This window comes from Myxococcus sp. CA005, from assembly GCF_006518205.1.
GTDB classification, from domain to species: Bacteria; Myxococcota; Myxococcia; order Myxococcales; family Myxococcaceae; genus Myxococcus; species Myxococcus xanthus.
This window is the reverse complement of sequence record NZ_SRLV01000027.1, coordinates 25,893-47,010: the sequence shown is the minus strand read 5'-3', so window position 1 is coordinate 47,010 and position 21,118 is coordinate 25,893. Positions and strand designations below refer to the sequence as shown.

At 69.4% G+C, this 21,118-nt stretch carries 18 protein-coding genes; 9 read left to right on the top strand and 9 right to left on the bottom strand.

The features are described from left to right. Positions 1-6: 6 nt before the first annotated feature. Genes argG through argC form a run of 3 tightly spaced genes read left to right on the top strand, consistent with a single transcriptional unit; the run spans position 7 to position 3,330 of the window. On the top strand, positions 7-1,197 hold the full coding sequence (gene argG / locus FMQ63_RS14415) for an argininosuccinate synthase (RefSeq protein WP_011555082.1): 1,191 nt from the start codon (positions 7-9) through the stop codon (positions 1,195-1,197). A 7-nt stretch (positions 1,198-1,204) separates the two neighbouring features. After that, on the top strand, positions 1,205-2,266 hold the full coding sequence (locus tag FMQ63_RS14410; protein WP_011555083.1) for a hypothetical protein: 1,062 nt from the start codon (positions 1,205-1,207) through the stop codon (positions 2,264-2,266). Further along, positions 2,263-3,330 (top strand): N-acetyl-gamma-glutamyl-phosphate reductase, encoded by a 1,068-nt coding sequence (gene argC, locus FMQ63_RS14405; RefSeq protein WP_011555084.1) that lies wholly within the window; start codon positions 2,263-2,265, stop codon positions 3,328-3,330. Before FMQ63_RS14410 ends, argC begins: the two co-directional genes overlap by 4 nt. Here the strand turns inward: argC and FMQ63_RS14400 are convergent. Continuing rightward, a complete protein-coding gene (locus FMQ63_RS14400) occupies positions 3,269-4,069 on the bottom strand; it encodes a TVP38/TMEM64 family protein (protein WP_011555085.1) in 801 nt (266 codons plus the stop codon). The genes argC and FMQ63_RS14400 overlap by 62 nt on opposite strands. A 186-nt stretch (positions 4,070-4,255) precedes the next feature. Here FMQ63_RS14400 and FMQ63_RS14395 point away from each other — a divergent pair, with 186 nt between their 5' ends. Both FMQ63_RS14395 and FMQ63_RS14390 read left to right on the top strand, forming a co-directional pair. Next, positions 4,256-5,866 carry a Na+/H+ antiporter gene (locus tag FMQ63_RS14395; protein ID WP_011555086.1) on the top strand — a complete coding sequence of 537 codons (1,611 nt, stop codon included), beginning with the start codon at positions 4,256-4,258 and terminating at the stop codon, positions 5,864-5,866. Between the two features lie 127 nt (positions 5,867-5,993). After that, entirely contained in the window at positions 5,994-6,860 is an 867-nt protein-coding gene (locus FMQ63_RS14390; protein ID WP_225909395.1) for a universal stress protein, read from the top strand. 25 nt (positions 6,861-6,885) lie between these two features. Here the strand turns inward: FMQ63_RS14390 and FMQ63_RS14385 are convergent, their stop codons facing one another. From FMQ63_RS14385 to FMQ63_RS14365, 5 genes are all read right to left on the bottom strand, one after another. Further along, positions 6,886-7,644, bottom strand: a complete 759-nt coding sequence (locus FMQ63_RS14385) for a hypothetical protein (protein ID WP_011555088.1) — start codon at positions 7,642-7,644, stop codon at positions 6,886-6,888. A 21-nt stretch (positions 7,645-7,665) separates the two neighbouring features. Beyond that, positions 7,666-8,463: a tRNA pseudouridine(38-40) synthase TruA gene (truA, locus tag FMQ63_RS14380; RefSeq protein ID WP_011555089.1), complete on the bottom strand. Its 798-nt coding sequence runs from the start codon at positions 8,461-8,463 to the stop codon at positions 7,666-7,668. 3 nt (positions 8,464-8,466) lie between these two features. Further along, positions 8,467-9,693, bottom strand: a complete 1,227-nt coding sequence (locus tag FMQ63_RS14375; protein WP_011555090.1) for a serine/threonine-protein kinase — start codon at positions 9,691-9,693, stop codon at positions 8,467-8,469. A 73-nt stretch (positions 9,694-9,766) separates the two neighbouring features. Further along, complete coding sequence (locus tag FMQ63_RS14370) at positions 9,767-10,753, bottom strand: class I SAM-dependent rRNA methyltransferase (RefSeq protein ID WP_011555091.1); 987 nt, start codon at positions 10,751-10,753, stop codon at positions 9,767-9,769. Positions 10,754-10,761: 8 nt separating this feature from the next. Beyond that, on the bottom strand, positions 10,762-12,087 hold the full coding sequence (locus FMQ63_RS14365) for an amidohydrolase family protein (RefSeq protein ID WP_011555092.1): 1,326 nt from the start codon (positions 12,085-12,087) through the stop codon (positions 10,762-10,764). 116 nt (positions 12,088-12,203) lie between these two features. Here FMQ63_RS14365 and FMQ63_RS14360 point away from each other — a divergent pair, with 116 nt between their 5' ends. Further along, entirely contained in the window at positions 12,204-13,334 is a 1,131-nt protein-coding gene (locus FMQ63_RS14360) for a hypothetical protein (protein ID WP_228556419.1), read from the top strand. Here the strand turns inward: FMQ63_RS14360 and FMQ63_RS14355 are convergent. The 3 genes from FMQ63_RS14355 to FMQ63_RS14345 form a co-directional block, all read right to left on the bottom strand. Beyond that, positions 13,331-14,110 carry a MerR family transcriptional regulator gene (locus FMQ63_RS14355; protein WP_026114033.1) on the bottom strand — a complete coding sequence of 260 codons (780 nt, stop codon included), beginning with the start codon at positions 14,108-14,110 and terminating at the stop codon, positions 13,331-13,333. The genes FMQ63_RS14360 and FMQ63_RS14355 overlap by 4 nt on opposite strands. Before the next feature lie 175 nt (positions 14,111-14,285). Further along, complete coding sequence (locus FMQ63_RS14350; RefSeq protein ID WP_026114034.1) at positions 14,286-14,543, bottom strand: hypothetical protein; 258 nt, start codon at positions 14,541-14,543, stop codon at positions 14,286-14,288. 164 nt (positions 14,544-14,707) lie between these two features. After that, entirely contained in the window at positions 14,708-17,584 is a 2,877-nt protein-coding gene (locus FMQ63_RS14345) for a fused MFS/spermidine synthase (protein WP_011555096.1), read from the bottom strand. A 44-nt stretch (positions 17,585-17,628) separates the two neighbouring features. Here FMQ63_RS14345 and FMQ63_RS14340 point away from each other — a divergent pair, with 44 nt between their 5' ends. The 3 genes from FMQ63_RS14340 to mrpC all read left to right on the top strand — a co-directional run bounded on the left by FMQ63_RS14340 (position 17,629) and on the right by mrpC (position 21,097). Further along, a complete protein-coding gene (locus FMQ63_RS14340; RefSeq protein WP_309247150.1) occupies positions 17,629-18,603 on the top strand; it encodes a sensor histidine kinase KdpD in 975 nt (324 codons plus the stop codon). A 7-nt stretch (positions 18,604-18,610) separates the two neighbouring features. Continuing rightward, positions 18,611-20,077 carry a sigma-54 dependent transcriptional regulator gene (locus FMQ63_RS14335; protein ID WP_011555098.1) on the top strand — a complete coding sequence of 489 codons (1,467 nt, stop codon included), beginning with the start codon at positions 18,611-18,613 and terminating at the stop codon, positions 20,075-20,077. Positions 20,078-20,350: 273 nt separating this feature from the next. Continuing rightward, a complete protein-coding gene (gene mrpC, locus FMQ63_RS14330; protein WP_002634092.1) occupies positions 20,351-21,097 on the top strand; it encodes a Crp/Fnr family transcriptional regulator MrpC in 747 nt (248 codons plus the stop codon). Positions 21,098-21,118 lie beyond the last annotated feature (21 nt).

The window sequence follows — 21,118 nt, the reverse complement described above, 5'->3', positions numbered from 1 at the left end:
CGAATCATGAGCAACAAGAAGAACGTGGTGCTGGCCTTCTCCGGCGGACTCGATACCGCTTTCTGTGCCGTCTACCTGCGAGAGCAGGGCTACGACGTCACCACCGTCACGGTGGACACCGGCGGCTTCCCGCCCGAGCAGTTGGAGCGCATCGCCGCGCTGTCCAAGCAGTTGGGCGCGGTGGAGCACGTGACGGTGGACGCGCGCGAGACGCTCTTCCAGGGCTACCTGCGCTACCTCATCGCGGGCAACGTGCTGCGCGGCCAGGTCTACCCCCTGAGCGTGTCCGCGGAGCGCGCGTGCCAGGCGGCGGAGGTCGTCCGCGTGGCGCGCGAGAAGGGCACCCAGGCGCTGGCGCACGGCAGCACGGGCGCGGGAAATGACCAGGTGCGCTTCGACGTGGCCTTCCGCTCGCTGGCGCCGGAGCTGGAGCTGCTCACGCCCATCCGCACGCTGTCCCTGAGCCGGCAGCAGGAGCTGACCTACCTGGCCGAGCGCGGCGTCCACATGCCGCCGAAGCTGGGCTCCTACTCCGTCAACGAGGGCATGTGGGGCACCTCCGTGGGCGGCGCCGAGACGCTGGACTCCTGGAAGGCGCTGCCCGAGGCGGCCTTCCCCGGCGGCGAGCTGTCGCAGGACCTCAAGCCCCGTCCCCTCACGGTGTCCTTCGAGAAGGGCGTCCCGGTGGCGCTGGACGGCGAGAAGCTGGGCCCCGTGAAGCTGGTGGAGGCGCTCAACGCGCTGGGGCGCACCTACGGCATCGGCCGGGGCGTGCACCTGGGTGACACGATTCTGGGCATCAAGGGCCGCGTGGGCTTCGAGGCGCCGGCGGCGCACCTGCTCGTCACCGCGCACCGCGAGCTGGAGAAGCTGGTGCTCTCCGGCAAGCAGCTCTTCTGGAAGGAGTCGATGGGCAACCTCTACGGCTCGCTGCTGCACGAGGGGCACTTCTTCGACCCGCTGGTGAAGGACCTGGAGGCGTTCCTCACCTCGTCGCAGGAGCGCGTGACGGGTGACGTGCGGCTGGTGCTGCACCCGCGCACGCAGGTGGTGGAAGGCGTGCGTTCGCCGCACTCGCTGATGGACGCGAAGGTGGCGACGTACGGAGAGGCCAACGTGTTGTGGAACGGCTCGGAAGCCGCGGGCTTCGCCAAGCTGTACGGCGTCGCGCAGATGCTCTCGCATCGCGCGAAGTGAGGGTGCCATGAAGGTTTTCGTCGACAAGGTAGGCAGTGTCACCCGCAACCTCGGCCTGGGCCGTACCGTCCACCTCGCGTCCGAGGTGAAGGCCGAGGAGGGCGCGGTGGTGGCCGTGCGCATCCACGGAGAGAAGAGCACGTACAACCAGCTCGAGGACGTGCACGGGCGCCTGGTGACGCTGCACGCCGGTGACATCGTCGTGGGCGCGCTGGGCCACCGCAACGCGCTTCACGGCTATGAGGGCGTGGTGCCCGCGTCCGTCACCGTGGGCGAGCGGCTGCACATGCTCAACATGGGCGGCGTCATCGGCAAGTGCACCTCGCACAACCACGGCGTGGGCCTGCCCTTCGAGGCGGAGGTGCTGGGCCAGGTGCTGGAGTTCCCGGAGCTGATGTCGCGCACCGGGCAGCCAGCGCACGTGTCCTCCGGCGCTCTGAAGGGCACGTCGTCGCCGGTGAAGTGCCCCGTCGTCTACGTGGTGGGCACCTGCATGAACTCGGGCAAGACGTTCGCCTCGGCGGCCATGGTGCGCAAGCTGGCACAGGCGGGCTTCCGCGTGGGCGGCGCCAAGCTGACGGGGGTGTCGCTGATGCGCGACACGCTGAGCATGCAGGACTCCGGCGCGGACGTGGTGATGGACTTCACGGACGCGGGCATCGTCTGCACGGGCCCTCGCACGGGCGCGCGCGTGGCGCGGGTGCTCTTCTCCGAGCTGGCGGCGGAGAACGTGGACGTCATCGTCGCGGAGACGGGCGACGGCATCATGGGCGAGTACGGCGTACAGGGCATCCTCGCGGACCCGGAGCTCAAGAGCCTGGCGGGGGCGTGGGTGCTGTGCGCCAACGACCCGGTGGGCGCATCCGGCGGCGTGCGGCACCTGCGCGAGGCGTACGGCATCGAAGTGGACGTGGTGGCCGGACCGGCCACGGACAACGCCGTGGGCGTGCGCTTCGTGGAGCAGGTGGTGGGCATCCCCGCTCGCAACGCCCGCGCGGACGCGGCGGCGCTGGGCGGACTCATCCTGGAAAAAATCGCCCCCAAGCTGGGCGCGGGGAGGAAGTCATGACGCAGGTCAACATCTACATCCTGGGTGCCTCCGGCTTCGGCGGCGGCGAGCTCTTGCGCATCCTCTCCGGCCACCCCGCGGTGGGCAGCATCCGCGCGGTGTCGCGGCACCACGCCGGCGAGCCCATCCACAAGGTGCACCCGCACCTGCGCGGACTGGTGGAGGGCCGCTTCGAGGGCGAGCCCGACTGGAAGTGGCTGGCGGACTGCGAGCAGCCCGTCGTCTTCAGCGCGCTGGGCCACGGCGACCTGGCCAAGCAGTTCGCGGGCCTGGAGAAGCAGTGGGCGGAGGTCGGCATCGCCGAGCGCCTGCTGCTGGTGGACCTGTCCTCCGACTTCCGGCTGGACCACCCGGGCCGCTACGCGGGCGCGTACGGCCGGCCCCACCCGTCCCCGGAGCTGCTGGGCACCTTCACCTACGGCCTCACCGAGTGGAAGCGCGACGCGGTGAAGACGGCGAAGCGCATCGCCAACCCGGGCTGCTTCGCCACGGCGGTGCAGTTGGCGCTCCTGCCCATCGCCTCCACGCCGGGCTTGGGGCTGCTCGCGGTGTCCGGCGTCACGGGCTCGTCCGGCTCCGGCTCGCTGCCCGGTGAGGGCACGCACCACCCGACGCGTGCGCAAGACTTCCGCGCGTACAAGCCGCTGGAGCACCAGCACGAGGCCGAGGTGGAGGTCATGCTGGTCGCCCACGGCGCGCAGCGGCACCGGTTGGCCTTCGTCCCGCACTCGGCGCCCATGGTGCGCGGCATCTTCGCCACCGTGCAGTTCGAGTGGCCGGAGCACGGCGGCGCGGTGGTGACGGCGTCGCTGATGGAGAAGTACCGCCGCTACTACGAGGGCTCGAAGTTCGTGCGCATCGTCGAGGGTACGCCGCGCATCGCTGCGGTGGCCGGCAGCAACTTCTGCGACATCGCGGTGGCCACCAAGGGCCGCTCGGTGGCCGTCATGGCGGCGCTCGACAACCTGGTGAAGGGCATGGCCGGCCAGGCGGTGCAGAACTTCAACGTCGCGCTGGGGCTGCCGGAAGACACGGCGCTGCGCCAGGCCGCCTGCTACCCGTAGGCCGCACGTCCCCAGGGCCTGGGTGCACACGCCCAGGCCCTCCGCTCGCAACGGCCGCCTCCTTCGCGAGCAACTCCCGCATCAGCTTGCGTCCCAGGACGAGCCCCAGCAGCAGGCTCACCACCATGCCGGTGGCGGACACAGCCGTCATCCACGTCTTCCCCTGTCCCAGCGAGCTACCGAAGAGCGCCGTCAGCAGCGTCCCGGGGAGGGTGCCCACCACCGCGCCCAGCGCCAGCGGGACGTAGCGGGCGCCTGACGCGGACGCCGTCGCCAGCATCACATCCGCCGGAATCACTGAATTGATGCAGGCCAGGAAGCCGAGCTGGAAGCCATGCTCGCGCGCCGCGCGCTCGAACACCGGGTGCTTGTCCCCGGCCAGCCGCCGCATGGGCTTGCGGCCCAGCCTGCGCGCCAGCAAGTGGATGAGGCCCGAGGCCAGCAGCGTCCCGACGAGCGCGTAGACCGTGCCCGCGGCCATGCCGAAGAGGATGCCGCCCACCGCCGTGAAGAGCTGCCCGGGCAGCAGCGTCACCGGGCGCACCGCGAGGAGCAGGATGAAGGCCAAGGGCGCCAGCGCGCCCAGGGGCCTCAGCCAGCCCGACAGCGTCTGCTGATCCAGGTATTGCGGCCCCAGCAGCCGCAGCCCCACGAGCAAGCCGACGGAGATGCAGAGCGGCCCGATGAGCTTGAGGCCCGCGCTCAGCCGTCCTCCCTTGGAGCGAGGGTGCTTGGACATGGCTCAAAGCTGGGAAGCCCCACGCGGGAAGGCAAGAGCAGCCAGGCGAGAGGTGATGCCTTGCATTCCACCTCGCCCTGGCAATTTGCGATGCCCTCCGTACAAGCAAGAACAACATCGAGTGCGTCTCTGTCCAGCGCAACTGCGCTATCGTCCCGCGCTTTGAGTCTAAACAGGTAAGGACGAATGCATTTCGAGTTGGCCTTCGTACTGATTTTCGCCATCGCGACCGCCGTGGCCATCGCCGCGCGGTACTTCAAAATCCCCTATACGGTTGCCCTGGTCGTCGCGGGCCTGCTGTTGGGTACGTTCAAGGCGTTCGAGCCGCCGCACCTCACGAAGGAGCTGCTCTTCGCCATCATCCTCCCAGGTCTGCTCTTCGAAGCGGCCTTCCACGTCGAGTTCCGCAAGTTCTGGAAGAACAAGATGGCCATCCACGCCCTGGCCATTCCAGGGCTCCTGGCCTCCGCGGGGCTCACGGCCTTCATCCTCACGCGCGTGGTGGATGGGTTGGACTTCGTCCATGGCTTCGGGATGCTGTCCGCGCTGGTGTTCGCGTCCGTCATCGTGTCCACGGACCCCATCGCCGTGGTGGCGCTCTTCAAGTCGCTGGGCGCGCCCAAGCGGCTGCTCATCCTGGTGGAGGGAGAGAGCCTGCTGAACGACGGTTCCGCCGTCGTGCTCTTCACGCTCATCGTCGCGGTCGCCACGGGTGGCCAGTTCACGGTGGGCGGCGCCCTGTTCGACTTCATCAAGGTCTTCGGCATGGGCGTGCTGATGGGCAGCGCGGTGGGCTTCGCCGTCGCGCAGGTCATCAAGCGCGTAGACGACGCCATGGTGGAAATCACCCTCACGGTCATCGCGGCGTACGGCTCGTTCGTGCTCGCCGAGCACTTCCACTACTCGGGCGTCATCGCGTCGGTGGTGGCCGGCATGCTGTGCGGCAACTGGGCCACGCACGAGGGCATGAGCCCCGCCACCCGCATCGCGGTGGAGAGCTTCTGGGAGTACCTGGCGTTCGCGCTCAACTCCGTGGTGTTCCTCCTCATCGGCCTGGAGGTGCAGCTCTCCTCGCTGCTGGCCTCGTGGAAGCCCATCCTCGCCGCCTATGTGGCGGTGATGGTGGCCCGCGCCGTGGTCGTCTACGGCGTGTCCGCGCTGCTCCGCTTCACCAAGGAGAAGATGCCGTGGACCTGGAGCGCGGTGCTCACCTGGAGCGGCCTGCGTGGCGCCATCTCCATGGTGCTGGTGCTCGGTCTTCCCACGGACTTCCCGCACCGCGAGCTGCTGGTGAACATGACGTTCGGCGTGGTGGTCCTCTCCATCATCTTCCAGGGCCTCACCATGGCGCCGCTGCTGCGCAAGCTGCGCATCACCGGCCTCAAGGACGCGTTCCAGGAGCAGTACGAGCTGGCCCGCGGCCGCCTGGGCGCCATCCACGCAGCGCAGGCCGCGCTGGAGAGCATGCGCCGCGCCCGGGAGATTCCGGGGGATGTGGTGACGCAGTTGGAGAAGGACTACCAGGAGAAGGAAGTCGTCGCGGAGAAGGAGCTGACGGCGCTGAAGCAGCAGTCGATGCGCTTCCACGAGGAGGAGCACCAGGAAGCGGTTCGCCGCGTGCTCATCGTGGAGAAGGCGGCGCTGCTCAAGGCCTACCAGTCCGCCACCATTGGCAAGGAGGCCTTCGCACGGCTGACGGCGGATCTGGATGAGCGCATCGCCGCCGCGGACGCCGCGGAGAACCACGTGCCGCCAGAGGGTGAGACTCCGGCCGTGGCCGGCGCCGCGAGCGCCTGATTCATCCGGGCACGGCACATCCGCCTGATGACATTCAGGCGGGTTTGCCGTGCCTGCTGCGTCTGGGCCTCCTAGACTCTCGTGTGTGAAACCACGAAAGCAGGCGGTCCCGAGGCGACTTCGCAGAGTGCTCGTCGCCACTGATTTCTCGGAGGCGAGCACCCACGCGGTGGGCAGGGCTGGACACCTGCCACTCGCGGACGGCGCGAAGGTGCTGGTGACACACGTCCTCCCCAGCCGCATGCCCGCGGAGGTGGGCTCCCGAGCGCTCCAGGCCACCGCGCGCGAGTTGGAGCGGGTCGCCGAGCGGCTGCGCAACATGCTGCGTGCCGAGGGCAGTTCCGCCACGGTCGACACGCACATCGCTCGCGGCAAGCCCGTCGAGGCCATCCTGCGCCGGGCCCGGGCCTTTGGCGCGGAGCTCATCGTCCTGGGCCGGCATGGCGACAAGCCGCTGCGCAACATGTTCCTGGGCTCCACGGCGGAGAACGTCATCCGCGGCGGAGACCTGCCCGTGCTCATCGCCAACCGGCGGGCTCCTGGGCCCTACCTACGGCCCGTCGTGGCCGTGGACGCCGACGAAACGTCCAAGCGCGCGGCGAGCTTCGTTCCCACGCTGATGACGCCCGGCTCGGAGCTAACGCTGGTGCACGCGTATGACGTGCCGCTGGAGTACGCGGTGTTCCCCGGGCTGACGGCGAAGGAGTACAAGCACTACCGGCAGACGTTCAAGGCGACCGCGGAGCGCAAGCTCAAGGCGTTGCAGCGGGAGCTCGATGCGGTCGACATCCCGTACCACCTGGTGATGGAGAGCGGCGGCTCACGCTCCATCGTCCTCGAGTTCGTGGACGACCAGGGCGCGGACCTGCTGGCGCTGGGCACCCGGGCGCGCTCCGGTGTGGCGTTCGCGTTGCTCGGCAGCGTCGCGACGGACCTCATCCGTGAGGCGAAGTGCGACGTGCTCGTCGTCCGCGAGGCCGAGCCCCACGAGTAGCGTGAAGGCCCCCGCTCGTGCGGGCTCAGGCCTCGGGGGCCTTGCCGGCCTGGGTGTCGGTGGCGGGTGATGCCCCTGCCTCTTCCGTCGCAGCGGGCTCCACGCCACCGGAGTCCTGCGCCTGCGATGCAGCAGCGTTCGCGTCGCTGGCTGGCGCCTGAGCCTGCGCGGAAGCAACCGTCGCCGAGAGGGCCGCGGCCGTGAGCGCGTCTCCAGCCACAGCCGTGGACTGGGCTTCTCGCTGCTCCAGCCGCGCCCCGCCCTGCTCCGCCGCGCGGAGGAACTCGTCGTACTCGGACTTGCGCTCCGCTGCCTTGGCCTGGGTTTTCACCGACTGCTGTGCCGCGGCGTGCCGGCCCATCATCACCGCACGCGCGCTGAGCACGACGCCTCCAGCGAAGGCCGCTAGGCTGAACACGGAGCCGATGTCCCCGGCCCACAGCCCGTACACGCCGCTCTGGATGAAGGCCATCGCGTTCAAGAAGGCCGCGCCCGTGAGCGCCGCACCGCCCGCCGTGGTCCACGGACGCAGCTCCATCACCCGCGCGGCGCCGTAGCACAGCACCGGCAACATCCCGAGCACCCACAGGTTCTCCAGCAGCACCGCCAGCGCCACCCGCAGCACGCCCACCGGCACCGCCTGGATGCGCACGCTCAGCCGAAGCGTCAGCGCCACACTCAGAATCGACCCCGCGATAAGCGCGATGAACCCCAGTCCCATGATGAACTGGAAGCGACGGACACGGACGCGCAGCGGTTCGAGGACACTCGTCTTGGAGCTCACGGGCAGGCAGCCTACTCCACTTCAGCCCTCATCCTCTTCCGCGTCCGTCGTTCCCCCCGGCGTGCGGGCAGGCGGGCCGTCCCGGTAGAAGACCTCCTCCAGCACCAGCCCCTGAGGCGGCGCGGTGGGCCCGGCGCGCTTGCGCTCCTGGGAGGCCAGCACCTCCGCCACCCAGGACGCGGGCCGCCGTCCCTTCCCCACCTCCACCAATGTCCCCGCCAGGTTGCGCACCATGTGCTTCAGGAACGCGGTGCCCTCCACCACGAAGGACACGGCGTCCCCCGACGTGCCTTCCACCGCCAGGCTCCGTATCTCCCGCACCGCGTGCTTGGCCTGGCAGTCCGCGGCCCTGAAGGCAGAGAAGTCATGCCGCCCCAACAGGTGCGCGGCCGCCTGCCGCATGGCCTCCACATCCAACGGAGCGAAGACTTCCCAGTGCGTCATCCGCCGCAGGGGCGAGCGCGTGCGCCGGTTGCTCACGCGATACCGGTAGCGCTTGCCCCGGGACCACCGGCGTGGGTCGAAGTCCTCGGCCACCTCCACCGCGTCCACCACGGCCACGTCGGGAGGCAGCAGGCCATTGAGCCCCATGACGTACGCCTTCATCGGCAACACCCGGGGCGAGTCGAAGCAAGCCACCTGCCCGGAGGCATGGACGCCCGCATCCGTACGCCCCGCCGACGCCACCGACACACGCGCCCCCAGCAGCCGCTCCAGTCCCGATTCCAGCACCGACTGGATGGAGGGCCCGTTGGGCTGCACCTGCCAGCCCACGTAGCGCGTTCCTTCGTATTCGAGCGTCAGCTTCAGCCGGGGCATGGGTCAGCGGTACTTGAGCCAGGACTCGAGCAGCTCGGCCACCATGCGGCCCGCGGGCACGTTGTTGCGGCGGGCCACCGCCTCCAGCGCTTCCGAGACGGCGGGACTCAGCGGCACGGCCAGGGTGCGCGGCTCGGTGCGGTCATCGTGGGCCGGGGGCTCCGGCTCCGGAGCGGGCATGGCCTTCGCGGTGTCGAGCGCATCCGCCACATCCGACAGCTCCAGGGCCTCCTCCGACGTGGGCGCGGCCGCGGCGCGCACGGCCAGGCGGCGCTGCTCGGCGGCCAGCTCCTCCTCGAAGAGCTGCTTGATGAAGTTGGACAGGTGCAGCGCCGTGGGCGTGAAGTCGTACGCGTCCAGGAAGGCGTCCAGGTCCTTCTGCATCTGCGCGGCCGTCTGGTAGCGCTTGTCCCGGTCGCGCTCCAACGCGCGCATCAGGATGGTCTCCAGGCGCTCCGGCAGGTCCTCGCGGAAGTACGACGGCGCGTAGATCTTCCCGTCCGTGATGCTGCGCATCACCGCGGCCTCGGACTCACCGGTGAAGAGCTTGAAGCCGGTGAGCCACTCGTAGAGCACCACGCCCAGGGAGAAGACGTCGCTGCGGCAGTCGAGCGGCTTGCCCAGACACTGCTCCGGGCTCATGTAGCTGAGCTTGCCCTTGATTTCGCCGTTGCGCGTCTGCTCCATCTGGTTGGCGGCCTTGGCGATGCCGAAATCCAGAATCTTCACCGAGCCATCGAAGGCGACGACGATGTTCTCCGGTGACACGTCCCGGTGGACGATGTTGAGCGGGTTGCCGTACAGGTCCCCCTTGGTGTGCGCGTGGTGCAGGCCCGCGCAGACGCACGAGGCAATCTTCACCGCGTACACCAGTGGGAAGGGAATCCCCAGCGCCTCCGCCTTGGGGACGACGCGGCGCATGTCCCGCCCGGACACGTACTCCATGGCGATGAAGTAGCTGTCGGCAATCTTCCCCAGGTCGTGAATCTGCACCACGTTGGGGTGGTTGAGCTGCGCGGCGAGCCGGGCCTCGTTGAGGAACATCTTCACGAAGGCCGTGTGCTTGGACAGATGCGGGCGGATGCGCTTGATGACGACGGGAGACTCGCGGCCGTCCTCCTGCTGCTGATGCGCGAGGAAGATTTCGGCCATGCCTCCCACGGCGATGCGGTCGATGAGGCGGTACTTTCCAAAGCGGCCGGTGTCGCGCTGCGGGGCGGCGGGAGGCATGGCCCGGCGAGCCTACCTGTGCCGAGCCGCGGAGTGGCAACAAACTTGGGCGAAGCTCGGCAGGCCTCTATTCCTAACGGACCTGCACCCGGTGCACCTTCAGCGCGGGCTCCTGTCCGGGCGGCGGTGGGAAATCCAACGCGGACGGCGCCAGCGAGCCCAACGACTTCCCCTGGCGTCCCGCCTGGGACACCCCTTCGAGCACCATGGCCTCGAAGCGGCGGGCAGCCAGTCCCGCGTGGTTGCAGCACGCCACCAGTTGGCCTCCCGGACTGACGACGCGCGCGGCGGCCTCGGCCAGCCGGGCATAGTCGCGCGCCGCGGAGAACCGGCCACTGCGCGTCGTCGAGAACGACGGCGGGTCCGAGATGACGATGTCGAAGGACTCGCCCTTCTTCGCCAGGCGCTTCAGCCAATCGAACACGTCACCGGCCACGTAGTCATATCGGTCCACCGTCTGGCCATTGAGGCGCGCGTTCTCCTCGCCCCACTCCAGCACGCGCCGGCTCGCATCCAGGTTGAGCGCCCGCTTCGCGCCGCCCGCCATGGCCACGACGCCAAAGGCACAGGTGTACGAGAAGAGGTTGAGCACGGTGAGGCCCCGCGCCTGCGACAGCAGCCACGCCCGCGTGTCCCGCATGTCCAGGTACAGCCCCACCGACAGCCCCTGCGCCGGACGGATGAGGAACGTCAGGCCGTTTTCGAGCGCGGTGAAGGACTCCACCGCTTCGCCCCGGGCGGGCGCCTCGGGTGCGAGCGACTCCTTCGCCACGTTGGCCAGGACACGCGCCTCCCGGGGCCGGCGCTTGAGGTAGAGGCTTCGAGGCGCCCAGGCGGCCACGGCCGCGTCGAGCAGCGTCTCCTCCTCGTCCGGCGTGAAGTCCCGGTAGAGGCTGATGACGTACACGTCACCAAACACATCCGCCGTCACATCCGGCACACCGTCCGCTTCGGCGTTTACCACGCGCCAGGCCGTGGTCCGCGCGTCTCCCAGCAGCGGCCCGCGCCGGCCGCGCGAGGCGCGCAGCGTCTCCACGAGAGAAGAAGCCAGTGTGCCCATGCCGCCGCTCAACTGCCCAGACGCGCGCGCGTCCAGACACGCTCCAGCGCCTCGGTCGCCGCACGGGAAAGCGCCACGTAGTCGAGCCCCAGCAACTGCCCCTCCCGCACGCAGACCCGGCCGTTCACGATGGTCCATCCCACCGGCGAATGCGCCAGTTGCCCGAGCAGATAGGGCGAGTAGCCCGTCTCCGGATCCGCGGTGGGCACGACGTCGTAGACGACGAGGTCCGCGATGCTCCCCTCCTCCACGCTCCCGGAGGGCAGGCCGAACAGCCGCGTGCACAGCTCCGCCGGGCCGTTGACGAGCAGGTGCGCCAGCGCGCCATCCACGTCCGGCAGCCTTCCGGAACGGGAGATGCGCAGCACGCCCACCAGCGCGGCGAGCAGTTCGTCCTGGAGGCTGCCATGGCCCCCGGTGCCGAGCCCCAGCAGGTGGACCCGCGACAGCACCGCGTCCATGGGGTCCGCGCCACGCTCCAGCGCGCGCACGCCCCGGGCCGCCAGCGCCACGAAGGCACCGCTCTGCTCCAGCAGCTCCGCCTCCGCGCTGTCCAGCACGCGCGCATAGCCCGCGATGGCACGCGGCCCGAGCAGCCCCAGCGCATCCAGCCGCGGAACCACGCGTTTGCCGTGCTGCGAGTAGGTGGAGGAGAGGTCGTCCTCGCTCTCCGCGAGATGGAAGACGGTGGGCGCGTCCAGCACCCGGCTCAGCTCCGCGATGCGGCGCAGCAGCGCGTCGTCACAGGTGAACGACGCATGGAAGCCAAGCGCCCCCCGGACCAGCGGGTGGTCCCGATGCGCGCGCGTGAAGTCCGCGTTGGCGTCCAGCCACGCCTGCGCCTGCGCGGCGCCGTCCAATCCGTGGGTGGAGTGGCTCGTCACCAACCGCAAGCCCACCGCCTCCGCGGCGCGAGCCTGGGCGGCGAGTCCTCCGGCCACGTCCTGGCAGGACAGGTGCTCCACCGCCAGGGTGACGCCGTGACGCAGGGCCCGGGCCGCCGCGTAGCGGGTGAGGGCCTCCACGTCCTCGTTCGTGAGCAGCCGCGCCACGTGCCGGAGCCGGTCCAGGCGCTCGCGGGGCGGGAGCATCAGGAAGTGTCCCGTCGGCGGCAGCAACTGGCCGTTGACGAGGTGCGTGTGACAGTCCACCAGGCCTGGCGCCACCAGCCGGCCATGACAGGCGACTTCCCAGTCCCCGGGCAGCACGGGCACCTGGGCGTCCGGAGCCATGCGGCGGATGGTGTTGCCTTCCACCACCACGGCCATGCCATGGCGGACGCGTCCGTCCGCCCTGAACACGGCACAGTTTTTCAGAAGCAGGCGGCCTTCCATGAAAGCCCTGTTCTAACACGGGCACGGCGCGACGCGAGCGGCGCCGCCGCCAGCGGGCATGTTAGGGTCCGTACGGTATGACGCCGCTGAGCCCCGCCGTGAACTCCCCGTCCCCCGTGACGGCCCCCTCCCCGGGCGGGGCGCTGGCCTTCCGGGGCTTGTGGCTCTTCTCACCGCGGGCAGATGCCCTCATCGTCGCCCTGCCCCTGGCCCTGGCCCTGTGCACGGCGGCCGCCAACGTCTGGCTGGCCCCGGGCGCCGCGGAAGGCGCACACCGCCTTTCAGCCTGGACGGCGCAGAACCTGCTCGGCAACGCCACCCACGTCATCCTCACGTTCCTGCTCTTCGCGGTGCACCGGGACGTGCTGACGTCCGCCCCGGGCCAACCCCGGCAGGTGCTGGCGGGTTCGCTGGGCATGCTCGCGGTGGGCACGGTGCTCTTCTTCACGTTCTACGCGGAGCGCACGGCGCACACGTATGGCGTGGCGGTGATTTTCAACGTCTTCGGCACGCACCACACCCTGTCCCAGCACCGGGGCATCTGGTCACTCCACGGGCTGCGCGCGGGCAAGGCCGGCCTGCCTGGCGCGTCGGCACTGGAGCGCAAGCTGCAACAGATGTACGTCCCGCTGCTGCTCTCGCTGCTGCTGGTGCGCATCTTCTTCGTGCCGGAGGCCCCCGGGCCCGATGCGCCGGCGTACCTGGACATTGGCCAGGGCGCGGTGCTCCCGCACGGCACGCTAGGGGTGCTGCTGGCGGTGTGGCTGGGCTATTTCATGCTGCTGTTCCGCACGGTACTGCGCGCGGAGGCCGTCAGCGGACCCAAGGTGCTCTACCTCCTGGCCATGGCGACGGCGACCGGGCTGGTGCTGGTGGCGCCCACCTGGGGCTACGTCATGCTGCCCGGCATGCACGGCCTGGAGTACTACATGCTCACCGCGCGGATGCTGGAGCCGCGCGAGGGTGATACGCCCCGGCTGCCGCGGAAGTTCATCGTCCCGGCGATGATTGCGTCCATGCTGCCCCTGTTGGCGCTGGGCGCGGTGCACGGCCTGCTCCAGCAGGGCGTGGTGCGCGGCGCGCTGGGCAGCAACATGGGCGTGGCGGAGACGCATCCCCTGCTGCGCGCCATGACGTCCCTGGGCTTCGCGGTGGTGCTGGCGCACTACTTCGCGGACGCGCTCATCTACCGCTTCCGGATTCCCTCCATCCGCGCGGTGATGCTGAAGCGGCTGGGCTTCAGCTAGCCGCAGGGAACATCGGCGGCCCCCTGTCGCTCCGCGTTGGCCGCGAAGGCATCCCGTAGGAACAGCGACAGGCCAGGGCGCGCCTTGTCGATGTTCTCCGTGAAGCGCGTATCCGCCACGTACATCTCCCCCAGGCCCCGGTGCATGGCGGGTGGGCACGCGTAGAACCACCTGCCCAGGTATTGCCGGTGCGCCTCGGCCAGGTCCATGGCCGCGGCCGACGCGGCGCTGGTGCCCGCCGCGAGCAGGTCCGCCAACGCCTGGAAGAGGACGTCCCCCTCCTCCTTGATGCGCTTCCAGTCCTCCTTCTTGTAGCGCGCCGTCCTCCGGGCGGATTCCTTGTAGGCCTCCGTGTTCCCCCAGCGCTGCTTCGCCTCCTCCTCGTACTTCGAGGGGTCGAAGTCGCCAAAGGCCTCGAACATCGCTTCCTTGTCCACGTGCGTCCCCTTCTCCAGCGCGTCCAGCGCCGCGTCCACGGCATGCACCAGCGCGTCCAGACGGGCGGCCCGCTCCGTCAGGAGCTGCCGCTGCATCCGCAGCGCGGTGCGCAGGTCGAAGGTGGGGTCGCCCAGGATGCGGCGGATGTCCTCCAGCGGGAAGCCCAGCTCCTTGAAGAAGAGCACCTGTTGGAGCTTCTGGAGGTCCGCCTGTGAATAGAGCCGGTAGCCGGCCTCGCTGCGGTCCGAAGGACACAACAGGCCCAGCTCGTCATAGTGGTGCAACGCGCGGATGCTGATTTTCGCCAGCCGGGCGACCTGGCTCACCGTCAGGGCCATCTCCACCTCTTGATGAGGAGGTGTAGGGCCTCACGTCGCGTGAGGGTCAAGCCCCTGGGCGGGGGTGCTGCCACTTCCGGCCGGGCACCGGGCTGACGACTCAGCCCTCGACCTCAGCCGCCCGAGAGGAGCCACCCGCACGAGGCAGGTATGGCTCCCCCCGGAAGGACACGGCTCAGTACGCGTTGTTCTGGCCGAACGTCTTGATGGTCTTCTTCTCCAGCTGGCGCTGACGCTCGGTGGCCTCGGAGTCGACGGAGGCGTTACCGGCCAGCGCGTCGGCGGAGGCGCCGAACAGCTTGCGGATGTTGTCGCCGAACAGGGTCACCACGCCGATGGCGGCGATCGCGATGAGGGCGACGATGATGATGTACTCGGTCATGCCCTGGCCACGAGCCTTGCGGAGCTGCTGCTTCTTCGAGATCGCCTTCATGGAACTCTCCGGGGATTGCAGTGGTGGAAAAAACACCCTGCTGCTTGGGTGATTCGCACCCTAGGGCAGATCCCACTTCCACCTCCATCGGTCATCGGGAGGATGCCTGGAATTCTCAGTGATTCCAGGCAATTGGCCCGATTGGGATGATCCAAGCCCCCATTTCAGGGGCCCCCGGGGGCGGCAACGGGCGTTTGGGCCGTGCCTTCGCAGCTCGAACGGGGCAGCGCCTCGCAGAGCGAGCGCAGCGCCCGGGCCAGATGTTCGTCGTCCGGGTGCCGGGACGCAACCTCGCGCCCCAGGGCCACGGTGTCGTGCAGGGCACCTACAGGCGTCCACATGGTGCGCGAAGCCCAGGTCTGAGCCGTCACCAGCCGGAGGTAGGCCGTCACCAGCGCGGGCGCGCGTCCTCCCCGTGCCACCTCCGGCTCCAGGAGCGAGGCGGCCAGCGTCAAGTCCTGCTGGGCCAGCGCCGCCTTGCCCAGGGCCAGGGCGGACTCCGGGCTGTCGGGGGCCAGCCGCCGCCACTGCGCGGCCGCGCCGCGCACCATGGGGTCATTGGGCGCGTGGTAGCGCTCGATGTTCCGGTACAGCCCGGCGGCCTGCTCCGCGGTGGGCGGGTGCTGCTGGACATAGTCGTGCAGGAAGAGGCGGTCCGCCCCTTCGGGCGCGCGCCGCTCGTCCTTCACGCGCACGTCCAGATTCGACACGAAGAAGGCGATGGGCGACGCGTACTCCAGCAGGTTGTGGTCGTCCGTGTTGATGGGGCCCTCACCGGCGAACTCGAGCTGGCCGGCCTCGCTGTGCACCTGCTTGGACAGCAGCGCGAACACGTCGTTGATGCCCACGCGGGACAAGTCCTTCCGCACCTCCGGATGCCCCATGCGCTCGGCCAGGCGCGCCGCATCGAAGGCCAGGGGCTTGCGGCTGGCCACCATCACCAGGTCATGCGGCCCCAGCCACGTGGTGGCGTGCGGGAAGGTGTCTCGCAGGGTGCGGACCACCAGCTTGATGAGGTCCTCGTTGCTCTCGTAGGTGTGGATCCACTGCACCAGCACGCCGTCGTCCGCCAGGTGCCGGTCCACGGTCTGGAAGAAGTCCCGCGTGAAGAGGCCGGACACGCCGGACACCCACGGGTTGGACGGCACGCTCACCACCAGGTCGTACTTGCGCGGCGACAGCGCCATGAACGTCTTGGCGTCGTCCACGTGCACGTGGGTGCGCGGGTCATCCACCGCGTTGCGGTTGTCCGCCTTGAACAGGCGCGCCGCGTCGATGACGGCGGGAGCAATCTCCACCATGTCCAGGTGCTCCACGGGGTGCACCAGCACGCTGCCCGCGGTGATGGCAGCGCCGGCGCCCACCAGCAGCACCGACTTGGGCTCACGCGGGTGCAACAGGGCGCCCAGGTGACCGGCCACCACCTGCGTCTCCACGTCGCTCCCGTTGGACGCGTCCACCTTCCCGTTGAGCTTCATGAAACGCAGGTTGTCCACGGGAACGTCCGCCACCATCACCGTGGCGAAGGTGTCGTCCTGGTAGAAGATGGGGCGGATGATGGCCTCCGTGTCCGCCACCAGCTTCGCGTAGCTCTCCGGCGGCTTCTCGTGGGAGCGGATGGAGGCGATGCCCGACAACCGCACCGCCCAGCCGCTCATCCCGCCCAGCACCACCAGCGCCAGCACCGCCGTGGCGGCCACCGGCCACAAGGCGCGCGCGTGCTGTGCGGGACGGCCGGGAGCCGCGTGGAAGGCCAGCCCCGCGCCGAGCAGGTTGGCCGCCACGCCCGCGATGAAGTTGCCCTCCATGCCCCACCACGGCATCAGCACCAGCACGCCCAGCGCCGAACCCGTAATCGTGCCCACCGTGTTCCACAAGTAGACGCCGCCCAACTGGCGCCCCACCTCGGACACCTTGGCCGTGGCCACGCGCGCCGCCGCCGGGAAGGCCGCGCCCATGAAGAAGGTGGGAACCAGCAGCACCAGGCAGCAGAAGCCGAAGGTCAGCACCTGGAACAGCGGCCAGGTGTCCAGCGAGCGCGTCATCATCCACTGCGCCTTGCGGAATAGGTGCGGCAGCCGGACGTAGAGCGGCAGCGCCACGCAGATGCTGGCCACCAGCGCGACCTGGAGCCGGCCGAACAGGCGCAGCGAGTCCACCTGTCCCTTGCGCGTCATCAGCCAGAAGCTGCCCAGGCCAATGCCCATGATGAACGCGGTGAGGATGAGCGTGAAGGCGTAGGTGGACGCGCCCAGGACGATGGACAGCAGGCGGATCCACGTCACCTGGTACAGCATGGACGTGAAGCCAGACAGCAGCACGCCGATGAGCGCCGCCCTCACCGCGATGCGCGGATAGGACACCTCCGCGTCGCCCGCTTCCGCGGGGGGCGTCTGTCCCGGCACCAGCGCGGGCGGGAAGCGCCGGGCCAGCCCCAGCGAGGCCAGCGCCACCAGGATGTTGAGCCCCGCGGCCAGCCCCGCCGAGGAGGACAGGCCGATGGCGGGCACCAGCTTCGTCCCGGCGATGAACACACCCACCGCCGCGCCCAGACTGTTGACGGCGTAGAGCCGCGCCAACTCGTAGCGCACGCCCGACAGGCTGGAGGCGAAGTGCCGCACCAGCGCCGGCAGCGTGCCGCCCATCAGCAGCGTGGGAATCAGCAGCGACGCGGAGGAGACCAGCAGCCGGGGCCCCAGTCGCCAGCCATCCGGCACGGACGGGGCCACGTTCAGCCATAGCGCCCCCAGCACATCGAGCACATAGGGGAAGACCAGCGCGTACAGGCCCACGCCCAGCTCCAGCAGGCCGTAAAGGGCCAGGGGGTTCTTTGCCCGGTCGGCTGTCCGCCCGAAGACAAATGCGCCCAGCGCTTGCCCTCCCATGAACGTGGCGAGCACCACGGCATGCGCCTGGCCGCTGTTCCCCAGGACATTCCCGAGGTACTTGGACCAGACGAGTTCGTAAACGAGCGCAGTGCCCCCGGACAGGAAGAGGAGGCAGGCCACAAGGTTCTTAGGAAAACGCGCCGGAGATGACATGGGGACAGCGCGGAACCTTAGTCGGTATGTTTCAGGCCCATCAAATGAACACCCATCTCCTGCAAGCCGCGATGCTCGCCTGGACTCCAAGCCTGCGGGTGACACGCGCCGAAGGCGACCTCTCCAGCATCCTGCGACGCCCCGCCGGGGCCCTGTTGGAGCAGCCGCTCCACGAGGTCCTCGGCGTGTCGCCCAAGCGCGCCCGTGAGCTGGACGCCCGCGCCCGCGAGGACCGCCGCGCGGTGGAGTTCATCTCCGCCAACCTCGGCGGCGAGGACGCGTCCCCCCTCCGCCTGTCCCTGGGACTGGACGACGGCGAGGCCAGCGCCACCGTGCTGGACCTCAACGCCATGCTGGACGGCGCCCCCCCGGTGCAGATTTCACGGCTGTCCTCCTCGCTCAGCCACGAGATTCGCAACCCCCTCTCCTCGGTGAAGATGGCGGTGCAGACGCTGGCCCGGAACACCGGCCTCAATGACCGGGACAAGCGGCGGCTCACCATCGCCAACCGGGAGATTCGCACCATGGAGCGCATGCTCTGGCTCCTCTCCGAATACGGCCGCGACACCACCCCGAAGCTGGACGCCCATCCGCTGCGCGGCGTGGTGCAGGAGGCCACGGAGATGGTGGCCCCCGAGCTGGCCGAACGGCGCGTGGAGGTCCGCGTGGACGAGGAACCCGACCTGCCCCGCGTCCGGGTGGACCCGACGCGGCTGCGGCCCGTGCTGGCCCAGGTGCTGCTCAACGTCGCCATGGGCCAGGCGGAGGGCAGCCCGATGGAGGTGGCCCTGCGCCGGGGTGGCCCCCACCAGGTGATGATGGTGCTCCACGACCCCGCCGCCGCCCTGCCCCCCGAGGAGAACGGTTCGCTCTTCGAGCCCTTCGGCTCCCGGCTGGCCCGGGGCGCCGGTCTGTCCCTGGCCGCCCTGCGCCGGGTGATGACGGGCGTGGGGGGAGACGTGGCCGCCCGGGGCAGCGCCGAGCCGGGCGTGGTGCTGACGCTGACGTTCGCCACCTGAGAGCGCCATGGAGACCCTTCTCATCGTCGACGACGACGTCTCGCTCCTCGAAACGCTGAAGATGCATTTCGAGGAGATCGAGCAGGACGGCCAGCCCCGCTACCAGGTGGCCACCGCCACCAGCGCCGCGGCAGGACTGCGCGCTGCCCAGGAGGCCATGCCCAGCGTGGTCATCCTCGACATGATGCTCCCGGACCGCACGGGTCTGGAAATCATCGAGGAGATGAAGGGCCTGTGCGGGGACGCGCGCATCATCCTGGTCACCGCGTACCACGACATGGAGACCACCATCCGGGCCATGAAGGCCGGGGCTTTCGACTACATCCACAAGCCCTTCCCGGACCCGGCCGCCCTGGACCTGGTGGTGGAGCGCGCGCTGGAGTACCGCCAGCTGTCGCGCCGCGCGGACGAGGTCCACCGGGAGAACGCCGCCGCCCGCCTGGGCGACATCGTGGGCACCAGCCCGCTGATGCAGCAACTGGTGAAGGAGATTGGAAAAGTCACCGGCAGCCACGCCACCGTGCTGATTACGGGCGAGAGCGGCACCGGCAAGGAGCTCATCGCCCGCGTCATCCACAACTACTCCTACGACGAGCCCCGGCCCTTCATCGGCATCAACTGTTCGGCCATCGTCGACACGCTGCTGGAGAGCGAGCTCTTCGGCCACGAGAAGGGCGCCTTCACCGGCGCCACGGCGGGCAAGCCGGGCAAGTTCGAGCTGGCCGAGGACGGCACGGTGTTCCTGGACGAGATTGGCGACATGTCGCTGATGCTCCAGGCCAAGCTCCTGCGCGTACTGCAGGAGCGCGAGTTCGAGCGCGTGGGCGGCGTCAAACGCATCAAGCTGCGCGCCCGCGTCATCGCCGCCACCCACCGCGCGCTGGTGGAGGAGGTGGAGGCCGGCCGCTTCCGCGAGGACCTCTACCAACGCCTCAAGGTCATCACCCTCCAGATTCCCCCGCTGCGCGAGCGGCGCGAGGACATCCCCCCGCTGGTGAAGCACCTGCTCGAGCGCATCAACGAGAAGGTCCACAAGCGCGTCACCCGCGTGCCCGGCGAGGTCATGGAGCGCCTCACCCGCCTGCCCTGGCGCGGCAACGTGCGCGAACTGGAGAACGTGCTCACCCGCGCCGTGGTGCTGGCCCCCGGTGACGTCCTGCGCGGGGACGATTTGCCCGCCCTGGAGTCTCCCCTCCCCTCGCCGGAGCCGGGCCGGGCCACCTCCGCCCACCACACCGCCAGCGCCATGTTCGCCGCGCCGGCCGAGGACGACGCCAGCCTGATTCCCACTTTGGAAGAGGCCGAGCGCCAGCTCATCGCCCGTGCGATGACCGTCACGAAGGGGCACAAGGGTCGCACCTGCCAGATCCTTGGAATCAGCCGCCCCACCCTGGAGCGCAAGCTCCAGAAGTACGGTCTTGCACAGAGCCAGAGCCCTCAAGTGCACACCTTCCCTGTGAAGGATGCGTTGTGAGCACTCTTGGACAGTGTCGCTGCTCCGACACTCATGCCCCCGGTTTGAACGTTTCGTTCAAATTGATCAGACTGTTTGAACGTTCTGTTTCAGGTTTTGGACACAGAACGGGCTCTGGTGCGGGCCTGTAGCGCTAAGTACCCGGCATTTCAGGAGGTGTTGTCCCGGCGGCATTTCAATTCCCGCTGGCACGAACCTTGGAGAAGGAAAGTCCCGTTCGCCGCTGAAGCAGACGGCCCGGCTTCCCTACGCTTCCTTCCCAGGAGTTATGCCATGCACGGTTTCAACCGCCCCCTCGGCCCCATCGGTTCCAACGTCGTGGCGCCGCTGCAGACGACCAGCTCCGGGATGATGGTCACCGCCAACAAGCTGGTGCCCGGCCAGGAGGCCATCGACTTCAAGGGCTACTTCAAGGTCGAGTCCTTCCCGCACAACTCGACCATCTACCGCCCCGGTGACAACACCGACCGCGTCTACCTGCTGAAGTCCGGCCGCGTGCGCCTGATGCGCATCGGCAAGAACAGCACCCGCTCCGTGGTGTCCATCCTCCGCCCGGGCGACCTCTTCGGCGAGCTGTTCCGCCCCGAGGGCACGCCGATTGAAGAGATGGCCATCGCCGCCGGTGAGGCCGAGGTCTGGAGCATCGAGGGCCGCGACTTCCGCGCCCAGTTGGAGGCCCGTCCGGCCCTGGCGGTGGACGTGGTCCGCGCCTACGCCGAGCGCGTGCGTGCCCTGCGCAAGCGCGTGCTGGGCCTGACGTTCAAGGAGGTTCCGGCCCGCCTGGCGGACACCCTGCTCACCCTGGTTGAAGCGCACGGCGAGCGCTGCCCGCACGGCGGCGAGACGGACCTGCGCGGCATCACCCAGCAGGACCTCGCGGACCTCGTGGGCGCCTCCCGCTCCTTCGTGTCCACGCTCATCAACGAGATGAAGCGCGAGGGCGTGCTCGGCAACGTCGGCCGTATCCTCTGCGTGCGTGACCAGAAGGCCCTGCGGAAGATCGCCGGCAAGGAGAAGTAGTCCGCGCGCCCGCGGCGAACG